Raw genomic sequence first — 19,670 nt, 5'->3', positions numbered from 1 at the left:
TCAGAACGCACGCGACACCGTCGCCATCACCGCCCTGCCGCTGCCGATATAATAGGCGGGCGCGGTACCCGCGATCACCGTGCCGTTGCGGCCGATCGAGTCCTGCGCGTTGGTGGTGACCGCCTGTACGCCGGCCAGGACGTGCGGATCGGTGACGTTGATCGCGTTGACGCGCAGATCGGTGCGCTTGCCATCGAGCCACTCGGCCAGATGCACGCCGACCGACAGGTCGAGCGTCGCATAGCCCTTGATGCGCTCGTCGTTGACGAACGTCGCATATTGCCGGCCGAGATATTTCGAGGCGACGCTGCCGAAGAACCGGCCATCGTCATAGGTGCCGCCCGCACCGAGCTGAACCGTCGGGCTGGATACCGCGTGGTTCCCGCGCGTCGCGAGAAAGTCCCCGCCCACCGGCAGATCGTCGTCGATCCGCGCGTGCAGATACTCGCCCGAGAGATACAGGCTGACGCCCGCGACGGGCCGATAATCGACCTCTGCATCGACCCCGTACGAGGTCTGCCCACCGGCATTGAGCGTCCCGCTGATCAGCGCACCGCCCTGGTCAATGACGGTCGCCAACTGACGATTGCGGAACTTGTAGTGGAAGCCGGTGACCGACGCCGAGAGCTGTTCGCCGATGAACCGATAGCCGAGTTCCTGCGACACCGAATATTCGTTCTTCAGCGCGGTCGTGCCCTGCGTCGCGACGACCCCGCCCGCATAGCTGTTGTAGAGCGTGAACTCGTTGGGCGTGCGGAAATTAGTGGTGATGTTGGCGAACACCTGCTGGCGATCGTCGAGCCGGTAATGGATCGCCGCGCGCGGCAGCGCCGCGAAGCTGTCGAGCCGCACGTCGGTCTGCGGCCCCGGCAGGTAATTGCGGCCGTTGCGCAGCACGTCGACGCCCTTGAACCCCGCGTCGATCGTCAGCCGCGGCGTCACCGCGATGCTGTCGGCGACGAAGAACCCCTTCGTGACGGTGACGGTGCGCTGGTTCTCATAGGCGAGCAGGCGGCCATCGGCGGTGCGGATCGCCTTCGCGCGATAGCCCCAGCGATCGGTCGGCTGCCCGTCCGCATCGATCGACGTGTACGATTGCGTGACGCGGTCGGTGCCGTAATCGAACCAGAGCCCGGCGGTGAGCGTGTGCACGCCGGTCTTGAAGGTCAGCTTGCTGACGTTGCCGGTCCGCATCTGGTCGCCGGTATAATTGCCGAGCACGGTCGCCCCGCCGTCGACCACGCCGTCGACCGCGCCGGGCCGCGCGATCGGCTGCGCCAGCTCTTCGGTCCCGAGGAAATTGCCGGTGGTGGTGAGCTGCGTGCCGTAGGGCGAGTTGCCGTAGCCGAACTGGAGATAGCTCGTGGTGTCGAGCGCGAGCCGGTCGTTCAACACCAGATGCACCGGTGCGGAGGCATAGAGGTTGCGGAACGGCGCGCGGTACAGCCGCCAATAGTTGGCGTTCCCCGCCGTATAACGCTTGTCGTAGTTGAAGCCGCGACCCTGCGCGTTCCACTCCGCCAGCGTCGGGCTCGGGTAGCTCGACGAGTTCGCATCGTTATACGACAGCGCGAGGCTGGCACGATTGCCGGCGCCCCATTCCTCGAGCAGCTTCGCGTCGATATGCTGGCGCGTGTCGTAGCCCGCGCCGCGCCAATTGTCGGCGCGGGTGTTCGAATAGGACAGGAACGCCTTCAACCCGGTATTGCCGATCGTACCCGTGTCGACGCGCACGAACGCCCGCCGCGCCGCGTAGCTGCCGAGCGACAGGTCGACCAGGCCACCGGGACGCGCCCTGGGATCGTCGAGCGCCAGCGACAACAGCCCGCCGGCACCGCCCAGCGTCGGCGAATCGATATCCACCGCGCCTTGCGCCAGCGTGATCCGCCGCAGATTCTCGGGGTCGGCGAACTGCGAGGGATAGGCGTAATAATAGCCGATGTCGTTCTGCGGCGCGCCTTCCATCAGCACGCCGATCTCGTCCTGCCCGAGCCCGCGGACGGTGAGGCTGGAACTGGTCGAGAGGCCGTACGGATCGCTCGACGCGACGTTCGCGCCCGGCAGCAGCGTCACCAGCTGGAACGCGTTGAGCGTCGGTGCCTGCTTGACGATGAAGTCTGCGGAGATCGCGCTCTGCGCCTTCGGCGTACGCTGGTCGGGCATGAGCCCCGCCGGATCGGGCGTGCCGACGACGCGGATCTCCGCGGGTTCGACCGGATCGGGGGCGACTTGCGCGAACGCCGGCGAGGCGCACATCGTTGCCGACAAGATCAACGCCACCCCGCCCGACCGGACATGCGATCGCCAAGATGGCGACGCAGACTTCAAAAACGGAAAACCAGTACCGAAAACGCTCACGTCCACTCCAATCGGAGGGACGACGGGCCAGCCGCGGACCCTCCCTACGCCGGTATAAGCCGGATCAGGTTCAGCGGGTCATGGGCTGCTGCCCACCTCTCAGCCGCGCGTCAGCGGCCCCCCGGGGATAGCTTCGCTTAGTCCGTCGGCGTGCAGGTGGAAAGCGCTATCGGCTTATCTTGTCGCGGCCTGTCCCGCATCGCTCTTCCGCCGCCCATAGGCCGCGTACAGAGCAAGCCCGATGCCGTTCCAGATCACGAACCGGACGAGCGTCGACGTCGGCAGGCTCGCGAGCAGATACAGGCAGCCGAGCACGGTCACGGTACCGACGACATAGGCGGCCGGGCAACGAAACAATCGCGGCAGTTGGGGGGCGGTGCGGCGCAAGACCATCAGGCACACGCCGACCGAAATGAACGCGATCAGCGTCCCCGCATTGGCGAGTTCGGCGATCTCGTCGAGCCGGAAGAACCCCGCGACCGCCGCGATCGACAGGCCGGTCAGCAACGTGATCAAGGTCGGCGAGCCGGTCCGCTTGCTGACCTTGGCCAGCCGCCGCGGGAGCAAGCCGTCGCGCGCCATCACGAAGAAGATCCGGCTCTGCCCGTACATCATCACCAGGATCACCGACGGCAGCGCGATCACCGCGGCAAGCGCGATCAGCTGCGCGGCGAACGGCTGGCTCAACTGGCGCAGCACCAGCGCGAGCGGCTCGGGCGAATTGGCGAGCTGCGTGAACGGCAGCGCGCCGATCGCGCTGACCGCCACCGCCATGTAGATCACCGTGCAGACCAGCATCGAGCCGACGATGCCGATCGTCAGGTCGCGCTTGGGGTTCTTGGTTTCCTCCGCCGAGGTCGCGACCGCGTCGAAGCCGTAGAATGCGAAGAACACGATCGCCGCCGCCGCCATCACGCCCCTTTTGTGGCCGCCGATCTCGGTCGAGCCGAAGCCGTAGGGCATGAACGGGTGCAGATTGTCGGCCTTGAACGCGGGCGCCGCGTAGACGACGAAGATGGTCAGCGCGACCAGCTTGATCAGCACGAGGACGATGTTCAGCGTCGCGCTCTGCCGCGTGCCGAGGATCAGCATCCCCATCACCGCGAGCGACACCAGCACCGCGGGCATGTTGACGATCCCGCCGCCATGCGGCCCGACCAGCAATGCGTGCGGCAGGTGCACCCCCGCCGCCTCGATCCAGCCAACCAGATAGCCCGACCAGCCGACCGCGACGGTCGAGCACGCGAGCGAATATTCGAGGATCAGGCTCCATCCGACCACCCAGGCGATACCCTCGCCAAGTGCTGTGTAGCTGAAGGTATAGGCGCTCCCGGCGGCGGGAATCAGCGTCGCGAGTTCGGTATAGGCGAGTGCCGCGCACGCGCAGATCACGCCGCAGATCACGAAGGCGACGATGACGCCCGGCCCCGCGCGTTCCGCCCCTACGCCAACTAGCGTATAGATACCGGTGCCGACGATCGCGCCCACCCCGAGCGCGATCAGATGCGGCCAGCTCAGCGTCTTGGCGAGGCTGTGTTCGCGGTTATGGGCAGACGATTCGAACGATTTACGCGGTCCAAACATGCCCATCCCCGGTTGGTCTCTAGTCTCGCGCTGTGTCGAACTGCGCGCGCAGATCGGTCAGCGTCGATTGAATATGGCTCGTCAGCAGCACCAGCATGCGATCGTCGTCGCGGGCGAGCCAGGCGTCGAGCATCTGGCGATGCTCGAGATGCGCCCGATCCTCGCGTCCCGCCGGGCGCAGATGCGCGACGACATAGCGTTCCGCCAGGATCGCCAGCCGCTCGACCATCTGCGTGGTCAGCAGGCGGCGGCCGGGACGGACCAGCGCGGTGTGGAACACGCGGTTGCGGATCGCGACCTCGGCCAGCCGCTCGCTCGCGGCGCTGTCCAGTTCTTCGAACGCCAGGATAGCCGCGACACGATCGTCGTCGTTAGCGACCGTCGCGGCATAGGCCGCAGCCTGCGGTTCGATCGCCAGCCGCAACGCGAAGATATCGTTCGCCTCGTCCGCCGACATCGGCTGGACCGAATAGCCGCGGTTCGGGTGGCTGGTCAGCAGCCCTTCTTGCTCGAGCCGCGCCAGTGCCTCGCGGAGCGGGATCTTGCTGACGCCGAGTTCGGTCGCCAACGCATCCTGGCGGATCGCGGTGTGGCCGGCGAGCTTGCCGGTAACGATCTGCTCGCGAACGATCTCGAACACCTGCTCGGACAGGGTGCGGACGACGATACTCATAGACGGAAGGCTCCGGGGACGGGATTGCGCCCCCTGCATAGCCCACACTTCATGAAATATAGCTCACGAAACTTGAAACCCGTTCCAAAAGCGATCGTCGCGATCGATCCAGATCGTGTTGAACCCGGTCGCGATCGCCGATCCTTCGATCGACGGGATGATCGCCGGCGTATCGCCCAGCATGGTCTCGGCTTCGACGCGCCCGATGAAGCGGCTGCCGATATAGCTCTCATGTACGAACCGGTCGCCGACCGACAACCGTGCCGTGTCAGCGAGATGCGCCAGGCGGGCGGAGGTGCCGGTGCCGCACGGACTGCGGTCGATCGCCTTGTCGCCGTAGAATACCGCGTTGCGACCGTCCGCCCCATCTGTGCACGGCACGTCGGCCCACAGCACGTGGCTGACGCCGCGGATCGTCGGGTCGAGTGGATGGATCGGCTCGAACTGTGCCCGCACCGCCTCGCGAACGCGGCCGCTGAGCGCGATGATCTCCGCCGCGCCGAGGTCGTCGAGCCCGGTATAGCGTCCCTGCGGCTCGACGATCGCATAGTAATTGCCGCCATAGGCGACATCGATGTTGAGCGGGCCGATGCCCTCGATATCCACCGCGATCCCGCGTGCCGCGACATACGCCGGCACGTTGGTGATCCGCACCGAGGTCACCTTTGCGCCATCAGTCTCGTACGCCACGTCGATAACGCCCGCAGGCACCTCGATCCGCAACCGGCCCGGTACGGCCGGTTGGATCAGCCCATGTTCGAGCCCGAACGTCACCATCCCGATGGTGCCGTGCCCGCACATCGGCAGGCACCCGCTCGTTTCAATGAACAATATGCCGATATCGGTATCGTCGCGGGTCGGCGGGTAGAGGAACCCGCCCGACATCATATCGTGCCCGCGCGGCTCGAAGCAGAGCCCGGTGCGAATCCAGTCGAACCGGTTCATGAAATCCTGCCGCCGCTCCGACATCGACGCGCCCTTCAGCAACGGCGCACCGCCCGCGACGAGGCGGACCGGATTGCCGGCGGTGTGGCCGTCGATGCAGAAGAAAGTGTGGCGCATCAGTCGGATGCTAGCGCCGGCTCGGCGGCGGTCAATGTCGGGCGGGTCGATGCGGCCTTCTCGACCATCGCGATCACCTCGGCACGGCGTTCGCCGATCAGCGGATAGCGTGGCGGCAGGACGCGTTCGGAGCCACGCCCCATGACCTGCTCGGCGAGCTTGATCGACTGGACCAGATCATGCTCGGCATCGAGATGGAGCAAGGGCATGAACCAGCGATAGATCTCCATCGCCTTGGCATGATCGCCGCGCGCGAACGCGTTGACCAGCTCGACCGATTCCCGCGGGAATGCATTGGTAAGCCCGGACACCCAGCCCTGCGCACCCAGATACAGCCCCTCGAGCGCGACGTCGTCGAGCCCGGCGAACAGCACGTAGCGATCGCCGAACGCGGTCTTCACGTCGGTAAAACGCCGCGTGTCCGGCGCCGATTCCTTCACCGCGACGATGTTCGCGACATCGACCAGCGCGGCAAGCACGTCGTTGTCGATCAGCGTACGGTACGCGGGCGGGTTGTTATACAGCATGATCGGCAGGCCGACCTGCTCCGCCACACCCTTGAAATGCGCCACCAGTTCATGCGGCTTCGGCACATAGACCATCGGCGGCAACAGCATCAGGCCGTCCGCCCCGACCTTCTCGGCGGCTTGCGCATAGCGGACGGCACGACGCGTGTCGTATTCCGAGACGCCGGTGATGACTGGCACACGGCCATCGACCGCCTCGACGATCGCGGTGAGCACTTCGACCTTTTCATCATAGTCGAACGAGTTATTCTCGCCGACCGTGCCGAGTGCGATCACCCCGGTCACACCGTCGCGGATCAGGTCGTCGACAACGCGCTGGGTGTCGGCGAGATCGACGCTCATGTCCTCGCGGATCTGCGTCGTTACGGCCGGAAATACGCCCTTCCATTCGACAGACATTCGGTATCGACCTTCCTGCGTTTCAAGATATATACCGTATACGAATTCGTTAAGCGCCGTGCAACAGGAGATTGGATTGAAAACGATCGGTATCGTGGGGGGCGGCGTGGTCGGACTGTGCTGCGCCGTCGCGCTGCTCGACCGCGGCTATGACGTAAGTGTGTTCGAACGCGATGGCGATTACAACGCCGCATCCTGGGGCAATGCCGGGCACATCGCGGTCGAACAGGTCGAGCCGCTCGCCTCGCCCGCCGCAGTGCGCTCGGTACCCAAGCGTCTGTTCAGCGTCGGCGGCGCGCTGGGACTGCCGGTGTCGATGGCGGCGCACTGGCTGCCGTTCGCCGCACGACTGGTGGCGGCGTCGACCCCGGCGAAGTTCGCGGCGGGCACTGCGGCGCTGACGCCACTGCTCGCCGGCGCGATGCCCGCATGGCGCGATCTGGTCGGCACGCTCGGGGCGCGCGACCTGCTCCGCGAGGACGGTCATATCGTCGTCTGGGATACACCCGAAACTGCACGCGCCGGCCGCACCCATTGGTCGCGCTCTGCGATCGGCACGGCACGGATAGCCGACGCCGATCCCGAGGTGCTGCACCGGCTCGGCTTTCTCGCCGATCCGGTCGGCGGCGCGATCCGCTTCACGGGCAGCGGCCAGATCGCCGACCTTCGCATGCTCGCGACGACACTGGAGGCCGCGGTCGAGGCACGCGGTGGCCGGATCGTCCGCCAGGCGGCGCGGTTGGCCGACGATTCAGGACGGATCGTCATCATCGGCCACGATGTCGATCGGGTACTCGTGACCGCAGGCGTCCGCTCCCGCGCACTGCTCGAACCGCTCGGCTACCGCGTGCCGATGATCGCCGAGCGCGGCTATCATATCCGCGCGCGCGCCGAGGGCTGGCCGGCCGACCTGCCGCCGGTCGTGTTCGAGGATCGCTCGATGATCGTCACGCGCTATGCCGAGTGCGTCCAGGCGGCGAGCTTCGTCGAGCTCGGCGATCCCGACGGTCCGCCCGATCCGCGCAAATGGGACCGGCTGGAGCATCACGTCCGATCGCTCGGCCTGCCGATCGAGGGGCCGTTCACGCGCTGGATGGGGGCCAGGCCGACGCTGCCCGATTATCTCCCCGCGATCGGCCGCTCGACGCGTCACGCGAATCTGGCCTATGCCTTTGGTCATCAGCATCTCGGGCTCACGCTCGCGCCGGTGACCGCGACGCTCGTCGCGGCGATGCTGGCGGAGGAGACCCCGGCGGTGCCGCTCGCGCCATTCGACCTCGACCGCTTCGGTAAAAAAGGACCTGACGCATGACCATCGGCGGATCATCGATACCCGACGAGCTGGCATCCATCGCCCCCTGGGCTGACCGTGCGCCACCGATCACGCTGGCCGAGCGCACCACGAGGCTCGACAAGGCGCGCGCGCTGACCGAGGCGGCGGGCGCCGACGCGCTGCTGATCGGCGCCGGGGCGAGCCTGCGCTATTTCGCGGGTGTACCCTGGGGCGCGACCGAGCGGCTGGTCGCGCTGCTGCTGCCGGTAAAGGGCCAGCCGATCCTGATCTGCCCGCGCTTCGAACAGGGTTCGCTGGAGGCCGCGGTCGAGATCGACGCCGACCTGCGGCTCTGGGAAGAGGACGAGAGCCCGTACGCGCTGGTTGCCGACGCGGTCGGCGGCCGCCTGCTGCTCGACCCGCAGCTTCCCTACGGCATGGCCAGCGCGCTCGCCGCCACCGGGCTCGATGTTGCCGATGGCGCGTCGGTGATCGACGCGTGCCGGATGATCAAGAGCCCCGCCGAACTCGCATTGCTGCGCCAGGCCAAGGCGATGACGCTCGACATCCAGCGCCGCGCCGCGCGCATCCTCCATCCCGCTATCGCCGCCAGTGCAGTAATCCGCTTCATCGACGACGCGCACCGCGCGATCGGCTCCTCCGGCTCGTATTTCTGCGCCGTCCAGTTCGGCCACGCGACCGCGTTCCCGCACGGCATCCCCGGCGACCAGCTGCTCCAGGAGGACCAGCTCGTGCTGATCGACACCGGCTGTCAGGTCGAGGGCTATCATTCCGACATCACGCGGACCTATGCGTTCGGCAATGTCGGCGACGAGGCGCGCGCGATCTGGGACATCGAACACGAGGCGCAAGCCGCCGCGTTCGACGCGGTCGAGCCGGGCGTGCCGTGCGAGGCGATCGACTATGCCGCCCGCGCAGTGCTGGAGAAAGCCGGGCTCGGCCCCGACTACCGCCTGCCCGGCCTGTCGCATCGCACCGGCCACGGCATCGGCCTGTCGATCCACGAACCGGCCTATCTCGTCCGCGGCGATCGTACGCCGCTGGCACCGGGGATGTGCTTCTCGAACGAACCGATGATCGTCGTGCCCGACCGCTTCGGCATCCGGCTGGAGGATCATTTCCACGTCACCGACACCGGCGCCGCCTGGTTCACAGACCCACAACCCTCGATCGACCGCCCGTTCGGCTGAGGGGCCGCCGTCCCGTCATCCTGGGCTCGACCCAGGATCCAGAGCCACCGATGCCGTCGATCGAGGCTCTGGATCCCAGCTTTCGCTGGGATGACGGGGTTAGTCAGCAGGCGGTTATTTCGAATTAGCCGCAGGGCGGCGCAGGCTTGGTGGTTGGATCGCGTGTCACGACCGCCTGTGCGTGCGGCGCCAGCGCCTCCCATTCCTGCACCGCGACTCCGGCATGACCGCGAGCATCGCCCGACGTCTCGATGACCGCGCGCAGGCAGCGGGTCGTCACCCGCGCGAAGCTCGCGGCCTGGAACCCGTCCACCCCCATGCCGAACCCACGCGCGCGCCGCGCCCGTTTCCAGCCGCCGTCCCAATATTCCAGCCACCAGCGCTTCGGCGGCGCGATTCCGGTCCGCGACCCCGCCGGCTGGTCCGCCCAGAAGCGCACGCGCGCGCCATCAAGCGTCACCGGAGCATCCCAGCGATACGCGATCCACTGCCGCGCGGGCCCTGCCCGGCTCCCCCACATATCCGGCGGCAATGGGTTCGCCCGCACGATCCCGTCGTTCATCGCGGCCAGCCAATAGCGCACCGGCACCGGCTCGTTCGACGCCTCCGCCGTCGCCGCACCGGCGATATTCCGCGACGGCGCCGCCGCCGGCCGAGCGCGTCGCGTCGCCACCACCGGCAGGATCGCGGCGGGCGTCACGCTGTCGTCGAACAGCATCGGATTGATCGCGACGCTACGCCGGAAATGCCCGCCGCCGACCGCATCGGCGGTGTGATACGCCAGATACCAGCGCCCTTTGAAGTCCACCGCGCCCGGATGCGAGGTGGTCGACGACACCGGCTTCAGCACGACGCCGCGATACGTCCACGGCCCCATCGGCGACGGCGCGGTCCCGTAAGCGATGCACGCATGATAGATCGCCGGGGTGCACGCCGAACCGGGGCCCGCGGTGTTGCCGGCGTACAGCATGTAATAGACGCCGCGCCGTTTCATGATCCACGGCGCTTCGAAGAACCCGGTCAGCCCGGTGATCCGCCGCTCGGGGCCGATCGGCGTCACCATGTCGCGCGCGAGTTCGATGCCGCGCAGCTCGCCGAACGTCCCCCAATAGAGATACACGCGGCCGTCGCCGTCGATCAGCACGGTCGGATCGATGTTCTGGATGTCGTTGCGCACCGGTACGCGCTGCGAGACGATCGGACCCGACGGATGCGCATCGCGCCACGGTCCGGTCGGGCTGTCGGCAACCGCGACGCCGATCGCGAACCGGTCCTCGGCATCGCTGCCTTTCTCGACCACCGGCGCATAGAGATACAGCCGCCCGTTCCGCGCCTGGACGATCTGCCCGGCATAGGCGCGCGCCGGCTCGGCCCAAGCGAATACGGCCTCGGGCCGTGCGATCGCCGGATAATGGACCCAGTCGCCCGTCGCGGGATCCTTGGTCGACAGCAGCTGCCACTCCTTCATCACGAAGTCGTTGACGTCCGCCGCCGCCTCGTCGCGCCCAGCCAGGATCCACAGCGTGTCGCCGATCACCACCGGCGCCGGGTCGGTCGAATAATAGCTCCCGTCCGCGAGGATCGGATTGCCCGGCGCATGGATGTGCGTCCCCCGCGGCACATCCTGCGCCAGCCCGGCGGAGGCGATCAGGCCGACCGCCGCGAGCCAGCGCTTACTCCTCGTCAGGATACGGCCCCTTGCCGCCCGCCGCGATCAGCTGGTCGGTGCGCGCCTCGATCACCGGCACCGGCACCGATCCCATCTCGAGCATCGCGTCGTGGAAGGCGCGGATGTTAAACTTTGCGCCGAGCTTGTCCTGCGCCTTCTTCCGCGCGGTCTGGAACGCGATCTGCCCCATGTAATAGGACAGCGCCTGCCCGGGCCACGCGATGTAGCGATCGACCTCGGTCTCGATCTCGTGGTTGGACAGCGCGGTATTGTCGTGCAGATAGTCCTGCGCCTGCTTCCGGCTCCAGCCCTTGGCATGGATGCCGGTATCGACCACCAGCCGCGCCGCGCGCCACGCCTGATAGCTCAGCATCCCGAACAGATCGTACGGCGTCTCGTACATCCCCATATCCTCGCCGAGCGTCTCGCAATACAGCGCCCAGCCCTCGCCATAGACCGACAGATACGTGTCGCGCCGGAACGCGGGCAGCGTCTTGTTCTCGGATGCGAGCGGCATCTGGAACGCGTGCCCCGGCGCACTTTCATGCAGCGTCAGCGCGACCTGCGAATAGAAGGGCCGCGACGGCAGGTCGTAGGTGTTGACCAGATAGATCCCCGGCCCGCCGCGCCCGCCGGTGTAGAACGGCGCGATGTCCGCGGGCACCGGCTTGATCGCGAACCGGCTGCGCGGCAGGTGGCCGAACCACGACGACGCCTTACCATCGAACGTCTTGGCGATCCACGCGGCGCGGTACAGCAGTTCGTTCGGCGTCTTGGGATAGAATTGCGGATCGGTCCGCAGGTGATTGAAGAACGCCTGCAGATCGCCCTGGAACTTCACGCTGCGCATCACGCCGTCCATCCGCCCACGGATCTTGGCGATCTCGGCGAGCCCGAGCGCGTGGATCTGCTCGGGCGTGATATCCTGCGTGGTGTATTCGCGGATTTTCGACAGGTAATAGGCCTTGCCGTCGGGCAGGTCGTACGCCGCCAGTCCCTCGCGGGCATGCGGGATATACTCGGTGCGCAGGAACTTCAGCAGCGTCGCATAGGCGGGGACGACCGCCTGCGAGACCGCCGCGGCTCCCTCGGCGCGGAGCGCGGCCTGATCGGCGGCGGGGATCGTCGACGGGAAGGTCTTGAACGGTTCGTAGAACGGCGACTCCTGCGGCGTCTTCGCCTCGGCGACTTGCGCGACGCCGTTGTCGCGCCCCGTCAACGTCACCCGCGCCGGGGTGAACCCGCGCGCGAGCCCGGCGCGCATGTTGCCGGTCTGCTGGTCGAAATAGCGCGGGATCTGGCGCATCACCGCGATATAATCGCGATAGTCCTTCACCGACTTGAAATTGCCGCGCGCGCTCTCCGCGACATCACCCCAGAAGCTCGTATCCGCGGTCAGCGGCTTTTCGTAATCGCGAAAGCGTTGCTCGGCGAGCAAGGCGTCGATCTGTTGCGCATAGACCGCATAGTTGACGCGATTGGCGGGTGAGAGTGTCGCCGGTGCGATCGCCGCCAGTTGCCGCGACACGTCGGTCCAGCGCGCGAGGCGCTCCGCCTGTGCCTTTGGGCCGACATCGGGCAGGCGCGCCGCAGCGGTCGGGTTGTCCTCCCCCTGCGCGAACTGGAGTTGCCGCCACGCATATTCCGCCGTGTAGAGCGCCTTGAACCGCGCGTCCGCCGACGTCGCCACGGCCGATTTCGCAATTTTTGGAGGCATTGCCCCCAGCGCAGTCGAGCCCAGCGCCAGCAACAGGATCAAAGCCTTCATCGTCATTCTCCTGGAACCAGCGCTATAATGTCGCGGTACAGTGCGGCGGGTATCACAACGCCCTCGGTCAGACTGCGCGCTCGCGCTGCGTACCGCCGTTGCGACGGCAGCCGAGCGCCCTGCCCCTCGATCGCCCCGAACATCGCCTCCGCACGAGCGAGGTGCTCGGCGACCGCATCGCCAAGGAACCCGACCGGATCGATCGCGATGATCAGTTCACCTCCGATCGGCGATCCACCGCGCCCAGCATCGGCGTCGAGCGACTCCCGGCTGGTCATGTCGCCGATCAGCGGCCCGGCGAGCAGCTCGACCAGCGCCGCCAGCGCCGACCCCTTATGCCCGCCAAACGTCCGCATCGCGCCATTCAGCACCGCCGCCGCGTCGGTCGTCGGCTGCCCGTCCGCATCATAGCCCCAGTCGTCGGGCACGGCCTTCCCGGCACGCCGATGCAGCTCGATCTCACCGCGCGCGACCGCACTCGTCGCGAAGTCGAACACGAACGGTTCGCGGCCAGGCCGTGGCCAGCCGAACGCGATCGGGTTGGTCCCGAACACGGGCTGCGTGCCCCCCGCCGGCGCGACCCACGCATGGCTCGGCGTCACCGCGAACGCGACCAACCCGTCCTCCGCCAGCGCCTCGACCTCAGGCCACAACGCCGCAAAATGCACCACGTTGTTCAGCGCCATCGCGGCGATCCCATACGCGCGCGCCTTCTCCGCCAACCGTTGCCGCCCGCGCTCGAACGCGAGCTGCGCGAACCCGCCGCCCCCATCGACCCGCACGAGCGCGCGCGCCGGCTCGCTCACCACCGGCTCGGCATCGACCGCAACGACACCCTTGGCGATGCTGTTTGCCGCGACCAGCAGCCGGTAGATGCCGTGGCTCGCACACCCGTCACGCTCGCCCGCGACCATCGTCTCCGCCACCGCCTCGGCATGCGGACGCGACAGGCCAGCCCCGAGCAATACGCGTCGGGCAAGCGTGCGGACGTCGTCGAGCGTCAGGCGAACGCCCTCTGCCTGCGCGTCCGTCATGCAAAGGCTCCCCAATTATCCGTCATGCCGGGCTCGTTCCGGCATCCACGGTCCCGCACAACCGATAGGATTTGTTGTGCGGAACGGTGGACCCCGGAACCAGTCCGGGGTGACGGAGTGGGTTTTAAGCCCGTAGCGGGCCTCAAGCAGCAATTGCGGACCAGCCCTGACACCCCGCTCACGCGACCCCACCCGGCTTGGCAGCCACCATCCGCACACCGAACACCGGCCCCGCCGACGACCGGTCATGCGGCACGAACCGCACCTTCACGCTCGCCTTGCCCTTGGTCAGCCCGATCGGCAGCGGATATTCGACATCGAAGAACTTGCCCGGCTGGTCCGCCTCGAGATGCTGTGTCGCGACCTTCACGTTATCCACGAGGATGTCGAAATCGCGCGCGCGCTCGTCGCCCCAATAGGTCGCCTGCACCACCAGCGGCCCCGGCCGCGTCTTCATCGCGAACTCGAAATACCCGCCCGACCGCGCATCGCGCCCGTTCCGCCCGCGATAGCTGACCGGATACGAGATTTCCGACGTCAGCGCATGATCGCGCTCCGGCTGCATCTCGCCGAGGTGCATCACGTCGACAGACCGCGCGGCGAGATCCTTCAGCCGCGCCTGCTCGGTCAGGAACGCCGCCTCCTCGGTCTTCCACGCCGCTTCGCTGAAGCGCTTGAAATACACCGCGCTACGCCGGTCATACTGGCTGTAGAAAGGCACGAAACTGAGGTCGGCAGGCCGGATGATCCCTTTCGTCGCATAGCGTGCCCCGGCGCCAGCCGTCGGCGTAAACGCGGCGAGCAGATCCGCACCGACCATCGCCGGATCGGCCTGCTCCCATTTCGCCTCGGTCGGCCCGAGATCGGCGGCCATCACCATCGGCCCACGCAGCACCGCGACCGTATCGAGATCGCCCGGCGCGCTCTCCAGCCGCAGGTCGAGCGGTACGCTGATCGCGACGACATCGCCCGCCTTCCACCGCCGCTCGACGATCGCATAGCCCTTCGCCAGCACCGGCTCGACCGCCGTGCCGTTGACCGTCACCGTCGCACGCCCATTCGCCCAGCCCGGCACGCGCAACGCGATCGGAAACCGCCCCGGCCTAGCCAGCTTCGTCAGCGTCAACCGCGACTCCGGCTCGAAGGGATAGCGTGTATCAAGCCTGAGCTCGGCACCCCGCGCGCGCCACCGCGCCTCCGCCGGGATGTAAAGATTGACCAGCAGCGTGCCGTCGCCCTCCCAGAAGATCGCCTCGCCGTGCTTGGCATGGCTCTCCATCCCCGTGCCCACGCAGCACCAGAACGCGTCGTCCTTCGGCGTCGAATATTCGCGCGCGGTGCCCGTCATCAGCGGCGTCATATAGGTGAAGCCGGCGTTCTTCGGATTCTGCGCCGCCATGATGTGGTTCAGGTGCGCGCGCTCGTAATAGTCGAACATCGCGCCGTCCGGTGCCCAGCCATAGAGCTGCTGCGTGAGCTTCAGCATGTTGTAGCTGTTGCAATGCTCGCAGGTCTGCTCGGTGATGTGGTTGGCGATGCTGTCGGGCGCGGAGAAATACTCGCGGTCGGCATTGCCGCCGATCACATAGCTGTGATGCTGCGTGACGGTGTTCCAGAAGAACCGCGCGGCGTTCGCGGGCGCGGGCTTGCCGTTCAGTTCATGGATACGCGCGAGCCCGACCAGCTTCGGAACCTGCGTATTGGCGTGGAAGTTCGCGAGCTTGTCCTCGCCCGCGGCCATCGGATCGAGCATCTTCCGGTCGTACAGTCGCTCCGCCACGTCGAGCCATTGCTTGTTCCCGGTCCGCGCGGACAGCTCGGCATAGCTCTCGTTCAGCCCACCATATTCGCACCCGAGTAGCGTCTGCATCTGCGCATCGTCGAGCGCCGCGAACACCTTCGCGAAATACGTCGCGAGACCCGTCGCGACGGTCAGCGCCTGCGTATTGCCCCACGCGGCATGCACGTCGAGCAGCCCCGCAAATACCTTGTGCACCGTATAGAGCGGCGACCACGAGCCGTTGAGATCAAACCCGCCGGACTTGATCTCGCCGCGCATCACTTCGGGGAAGATCTCCTCGCCATCGACGATCGTGCCGTCCTTCCGCTTGCGCCCCAGCGCGCCGACATAGCCGGTCCCGCGCTTCGCCTGCGCCCGCGCCAGTTCGGCAACGATATAATCCGCGCGAGTACGGCACTCCGCGTCGCCGGTCTGTGCGTGCATCAGCACCAGCGCGGTCAGATAATGACCGAGCGTATGCCCGGCGATCGTGTCGCTTTCCCACCCGCCATAGAGCGGCGCCTTCGCAGGCAGCCCGGCATAGACCATGAAGTTATGCAGCAACCGATCCGCGCTCAACCGCAGCAGATACGCGCGATTGACCTCGACCGCGGTCGCATAGGCGGACGGGAGCAGGCGCACCGCGGACAACGGCAAAGGCTTGGCCTTGGTCGGGAGCAGCGTCGCCCCCCTGCCAGTCGCGCTTTTGCCAAACGCCTGTTCGCCCACCGACAACAGCGCCACCGCCGTCGTCCCCGTCAATACATCCCGGCGGTTTGCGAACATCTTTATCTCCATTCGGATATCGTATACTATACGTCCGACAAGGCAGCGCAAGTGACACTTTATCCTCACCTTTGACTTCGAGCGAGTAACGCCATGACAGCCTTCCGCCTCCTGACGCTGCTCCTGGCAACGACCGCGACACTGCCCGGCGGGGCCCAACCCAAACCCGCCAAGCCAAGCTACCGCCCGATCGCACAGACCGCGCTTCGCACCCCCGCCTTCCGCGTCGCGCTGCGCGCCGACACCCAGACGCTCGCCCGGCTATCCCCCGCCGCAGAGCCCGGCTTCGACTTCGTCCCCGGCGCCCGCGAAGCCGAGCGCGCCGCAGACGGCTATGTCCATATCGGCGACATCCACCTTCGCGTGCGGCAATCCGGCGGCGCCTGGACGGACTACGCCTCCGCCCAGCACCGCAAGGCGATCCGCCGCCTTCCTGCGACCGGCACGACGCTCGCCGCCGCGGACATCACCGCCTCGCTTGGAGCCACCAGCCCGTTGCGCGTCGAGCGTCGCTGGATCGACGACCGCGGCGTCCTTGCGCTTCGCTTTACGCTGACCAACAAGACGAGCGCCCCCGTCGAGATCGGCGCGCTCGGGCTGCCGATGGTGTTCGACAACATCATCACCGACCGCAGCCTCGAACAGGCGCACGCGCAGGCGAGCTTCGTCGACCCCTATATCGGCCGCGACGCCGGCTACCTTCAGGTCACCCGCCTCAACGGCGCGGGTCCGGCGCTACTCGTCCTCCCCGAAAAAGGCACGCCGCTCGAAGCCTACCGCCCGATCCTAGAAGCCGCCAAGGCGCCCAAGGGCGACGTCTTCACCGACCGCAGCAAGCGCGGCCAGACCTCCGAAGGCTTCTACGACTGGACCGTCGCCAGCAAAGCCTTCGCCGAGCGGGAATGGGCGAAGGCCGGCGAACAATGGAACACGCCGACCAGCTTCACGCTTGCCCCCGGCGCGGCGCGCACGATCGGCGTCCGCTTCGTCACCGCGCCCTCGATCGCGGCCATCGAGGACACGCTCGTCGCCAACCACCGGCCGGTCGCGGTCGGCATCCCCGGCTACGTCGTCCCGACCGACCAGGACGCCTCGCTGTTCCTCAAGACCCCGCAACCGATCGCCAAGGTCGAGAGCTTCCCCGCGGGCGCACTCGTCGCAACACCGGCGGCGAGCGCGAAAGGCTGGGCTCGCTACACTGTGCGCAGCAAGGGCTGGGGCCGCGCGAGCCTCGCGATCACCTATGCCGACGGCAGCGTCCAGACGGTCAGCTATTTCATCACCAAGCCGCTCGACCAGACGATGGCCGACCTCGGCCGCTTCTCGACGACGCAGCAATGGTACGAGGACAAGGCCGACCCGTTCGGCCGCAACCCCGCGATCCTCACCTACGACCGCGAGGCCGGCAAAGTGGTCACGCAAGATCCGCGCGTCTGGATATCCGGCATGAGCGACGAAGGCGGCGCGGGCAGCTGGGTCGCGGCGATTGCGAAGCAGCTCGACAACCCCGACCCCGCCGAGATCGCCAAGCTGCAACGCCTCGTCGACGAGACGATCCAGGGCGACCTGCAGGTCCCCGACGGCCCGCACGCCGGCGCGGTGCGGAAGAGCCTGTTCTACTACGACCCCGCCGCGCACCCCGGCTATTACGACCCGACCGTCGACTGGAAGACCTGGACCTCCTGGTCGAAGAAGGACGCCGGCGATCTCGGTCGCGCGTACAACTACCCGCACGTCGCGATCGGCCACTGGGTCCTCTACCGCGTCGCGCGCAACCACCCCGGCCTCGTCACCGCGCATCCGTGGCGCTGGTATCTCGACCACGCCTACCAGACGACCACCGCGATGATGCGCGACGCGCCCTATTACACGCAGTTCGGGCTGATGGAGGGCGACGTGTTCGTCGACATCTTGCGAGACCTGAAGCGCGAAGGACTGACTGCCGAAGCGACCGAGATGGAACGCCTGATGAAGCAGCGCGCCGATCACTGGCGGACGCTGCGCTATCCGTTCGGCAGCGAGATGGCCTGGGATTCGACCGGCCAACCCGAGGTCTACGCGTGGATGCGCTATTTCGGCTACCAGCCGCAGGCCGACGTCACGCGGAAGGTGATCCTCGCCTATGACCCGGCGATCCCGAGCTGGGGCTATAACGGCAACGCACGCCGCTATTGGGACTTCCTCTACGGCGGCAAATACCCGCGGATCGAACGCCAGCTCCACCATTACGGCTCGACGCTCAACGCAGTCCCGCTGTTCGACGCCTACCGCGCCGACCCGACCGACCTGCGCCTTCTCCGCATCGCGTACGGCGGCATGATGGGCGGCATCACCAACATCGACCGCGACGGCTTCTCCTCCGCCGCCTTCCACTCCGCACCCGACATAATGAAGTGGGACCCGTATAGCGGCGACTACGGCATGGGTTTCTACGGCCACGCGATCACCGCCGCGAGCTATCTGGTGAAGGATCCTACGTTCGGCTGGCTAGGCTTCGGCGGCAATGTCGACCAAGCGGCGGGCGTGGTCAGTATCACCCCGAAGGACGGCGCTCGCACGCGACTCTTCATCGCCCCCGCCGGATTGTGGATCACGCTGGAAGCGGGGAAGATCGCGCGTGCGACGTATGTCCCGACGACGGGGGGCGTGACGCTGACGCTCGATGCGGCGACGAAGATCAATCCAACGGCGCGGGTGTTCGTCGAGACGACGACCAAGACCGGCCAACCTTACGGTGTAGCCGCAGCGCAACTCGAACGCGGCGGCTACACCGTACGACTAAGATCGACACCGACCGAACTCAGCCTGTCGCCGCGATAGTCGGACCACTACCCCGGCAAAGGCCGGGGCAGCGATAGTCCAGTTCACTTCAAGAGTTCGCGGACCGCCTTCACTGAGGTGGCACCGGCGGTCGAAGCGCGCGTGGATGCGGCCTCGTCGATCGTGACGCGTCCGGCGCGATCCCATTGCAGCACCACCGGCTCCAGCACTTCGGCGTTGGGTGACGCCGCCTTGTAGATGACGGCGATCCGTACCGGGTCGCTCGCACCGAGTATCCCGACCGCATCGGTCGACAGGCAGGTTTCCGCCTCCCAAGCGCCGCTGCCGATCGTCGGGAGGACCGTCGCGCGGCCGTTCTGTACGATCGCGGCGAAGCAGCCCGCGTTCACCGCGTCGGGCGCCTTGCCTTCTCCCGCTACGAAGGTGGCGATCTGCTGCCCTCCGCTCATGATCTTGAACGACTGGGCCGACGTGACGGCAACATCGCTCAGTGTGCCCGCCGCCTGACGAACGGCGGCGATCGCACCCGCGTCGGCAGGCGCCAGCAGCTTGAGGGAACCTTGCGCCACCGCGGGCGCGGCATCGGCAAGATCCGCATTGCCGGTGACGGTGGCAAGATCCGCATTGCCGGTGATGGTGTCGGACGATGCCGCAGCTTCGGTCGCGTTGCCATGCGCGCCACCCGTGCCCGCGCTGCACGCGGCCACGGCGATAGCCACCAATGGGATCAACATTTTGTGCCGTTCGATCATCTCGCTGCTATCC

General features: G+C 67.1%; 13 protein-coding genes and 1 riboswitch. Of the genes, 3 read left to right on the top strand and 10 right to left on the bottom strand.

The genetic code is table 11. The annotated features are described in order from the left end of the window. The 5 genes from C8J43_RS05490 to C8J43_RS05470 all read right to left on the bottom strand — a co-directional run bounded on the left by C8J43_RS05490 (position 1) and on the right by C8J43_RS05470 (position 6,603). Positions 1-2,256, bottom strand: coding sequence for a TonB-dependent receptor (locus C8J43_RS05490; protein WP_133030765.1), 2,256 nt, complete (start codon positions 2,254-2,256; stop codon positions 1-3). Between the two features lie 126 nt (positions 2,257-2,382). Then, positions 2,383-2,492: riboswitch (TPP riboswitch) on the bottom strand. A 40-nt stretch (positions 2,493-2,532) separates the two neighbouring features. Next, positions 2,533-3,942: an amino acid permease gene (locus C8J43_RS05485; protein ID WP_243645434.1), complete on the bottom strand. Its 1,410-nt coding sequence runs from the start codon at positions 3,940-3,942 to the stop codon at positions 2,533-2,535. Between the two features lie 19 nt (positions 3,943-3,961). Further along, positions 3,962-4,615, bottom strand: coding sequence for a GntR family transcriptional regulator (locus C8J43_RS05480; protein WP_133030096.1), 654 nt, complete (start codon positions 4,613-4,615; stop codon positions 3,962-3,964). Between the two features lie 63 nt (positions 4,616-4,678). Then, positions 4,679-5,677 (bottom strand): 4-hydroxyproline epimerase, encoded by a 999-nt coding sequence (locus C8J43_RS05475; protein ID WP_133030095.1) that lies wholly within the window; start codon positions 5,675-5,677, stop codon positions 4,679-4,681. Beyond that, the gene (locus C8J43_RS05470; RefSeq protein WP_133030094.1) at positions 5,677-6,603 is read right to left on the bottom strand and encodes a dihydrodipicolinate synthase family protein; all 927 of its coding nucleotides are present in this window, start codon (positions 6,601-6,603) and stop codon (positions 5,677-5,679) included. Before C8J43_RS05470 ends, C8J43_RS05475 begins: the two co-directional genes overlap by 1 nt. Before the next feature lie 76 nt (positions 6,604-6,679). Between C8J43_RS05470 and C8J43_RS05465 the strand changes: the two genes are divergently transcribed. Together C8J43_RS05465 and C8J43_RS05460 are read left to right on the top strand one after the other, a co-directional pair. Then, positions 6,680-7,915: an FAD-dependent oxidoreductase gene (locus C8J43_RS05465; RefSeq protein ID WP_243645433.1), complete on the top strand. Its 1,236-nt coding sequence runs from the start codon at positions 6,680-6,682 to the stop codon at positions 7,913-7,915. Beyond that, positions 7,912-9,087: a Xaa-Pro peptidase family protein gene (locus C8J43_RS05460; RefSeq protein WP_133030092.1), complete on the top strand. Its 1,176-nt coding sequence runs from the start codon at positions 7,912-7,914 to the stop codon at positions 9,085-9,087. Before C8J43_RS05465 ends, C8J43_RS05460 begins: the two co-directional genes overlap by 4 nt. Before the next feature lie 124 nt (positions 9,088-9,211). On the opposite strand, the gene C8J43_RS05455 is transcribed toward C8J43_RS05460, so the two are convergent. The 4 genes from C8J43_RS05455 to C8J43_RS05440 all read right to left on the bottom strand — a co-directional run bounded on the left by C8J43_RS05455 (position 9,212) and on the right by C8J43_RS05440 (position 16,124). Then, the gene (locus C8J43_RS05455) at positions 9,212-10,708 is read right to left on the bottom strand and encodes a family 43 glycosylhydrolase (protein ID WP_243645432.1); all 1,497 of its coding nucleotides are present in this window, start codon (positions 10,706-10,708) and stop codon (positions 9,212-9,214) included. A gap of 52 nt (positions 10,709-10,760) precedes the next feature. Continuing rightward, positions 10,761-12,524: a DUF885 family protein gene (locus tag C8J43_RS05450; protein WP_347812501.1), complete on the bottom strand. Its 1,764-nt coding sequence runs from the start codon at positions 12,522-12,524 to the stop codon at positions 10,761-10,763. 2 nt (positions 12,525-12,526) lie between these two features. Beyond that, the gene (locus tag C8J43_RS05445; protein WP_133030089.1) at positions 12,527-13,558 is read right to left on the bottom strand and encodes an Ldh family oxidoreductase; all 1,032 of its coding nucleotides are present in this window, start codon (positions 13,556-13,558) and stop codon (positions 12,527-12,529) included. 178 nt (positions 13,559-13,736) lie between these two features. Continuing rightward, on the bottom strand, positions 13,737-16,124 hold the full coding sequence (locus tag C8J43_RS05440; protein ID WP_133030088.1) for a glycoside hydrolase family 127 protein: 2,388 nt from the start codon (positions 16,122-16,124) through the stop codon (positions 13,737-13,739). A gap of 93 nt (positions 16,125-16,217) precedes the next feature. Here C8J43_RS05440 and C8J43_RS05435 point away from each other — a divergent pair, with 93 nt between their 5' ends. Next, positions 16,218-18,944 (top strand): DUF5695 domain-containing protein, encoded by a 2,727-nt coding sequence (locus C8J43_RS05435; RefSeq protein ID WP_133030087.1) that lies wholly within the window; start codon positions 16,218-16,220, stop codon positions 18,942-18,944. A gap of 44 nt (positions 18,945-18,988) precedes the next feature. On the opposite strand, the gene C8J43_RS05430 is transcribed toward C8J43_RS05435, so the two are convergent. Beyond that, the gene (locus tag C8J43_RS05430; RefSeq protein WP_133030086.1) at positions 18,989-19,639 is read right to left on the bottom strand and encodes a hypothetical protein; all 651 of its coding nucleotides are present in this window, start codon (positions 19,637-19,639) and stop codon (positions 18,989-18,991) included. Between the last annotated feature and the right edge of the window lie 31 nt (positions 19,640-19,670).

This window comes from Sphingomonas sp. PP-CE-1G-424 (genome assembly GCF_004341085.1).
Classification (GTDB): domain Bacteria; phylum Pseudomonadota; class Alphaproteobacteria; order Sphingomonadales; family Sphingomonadaceae; genus Sphingomonas.
Note: the sequence above shows the minus strand (reverse complement) of the source record. Positions and strands in the feature narration are given on the sequence as shown.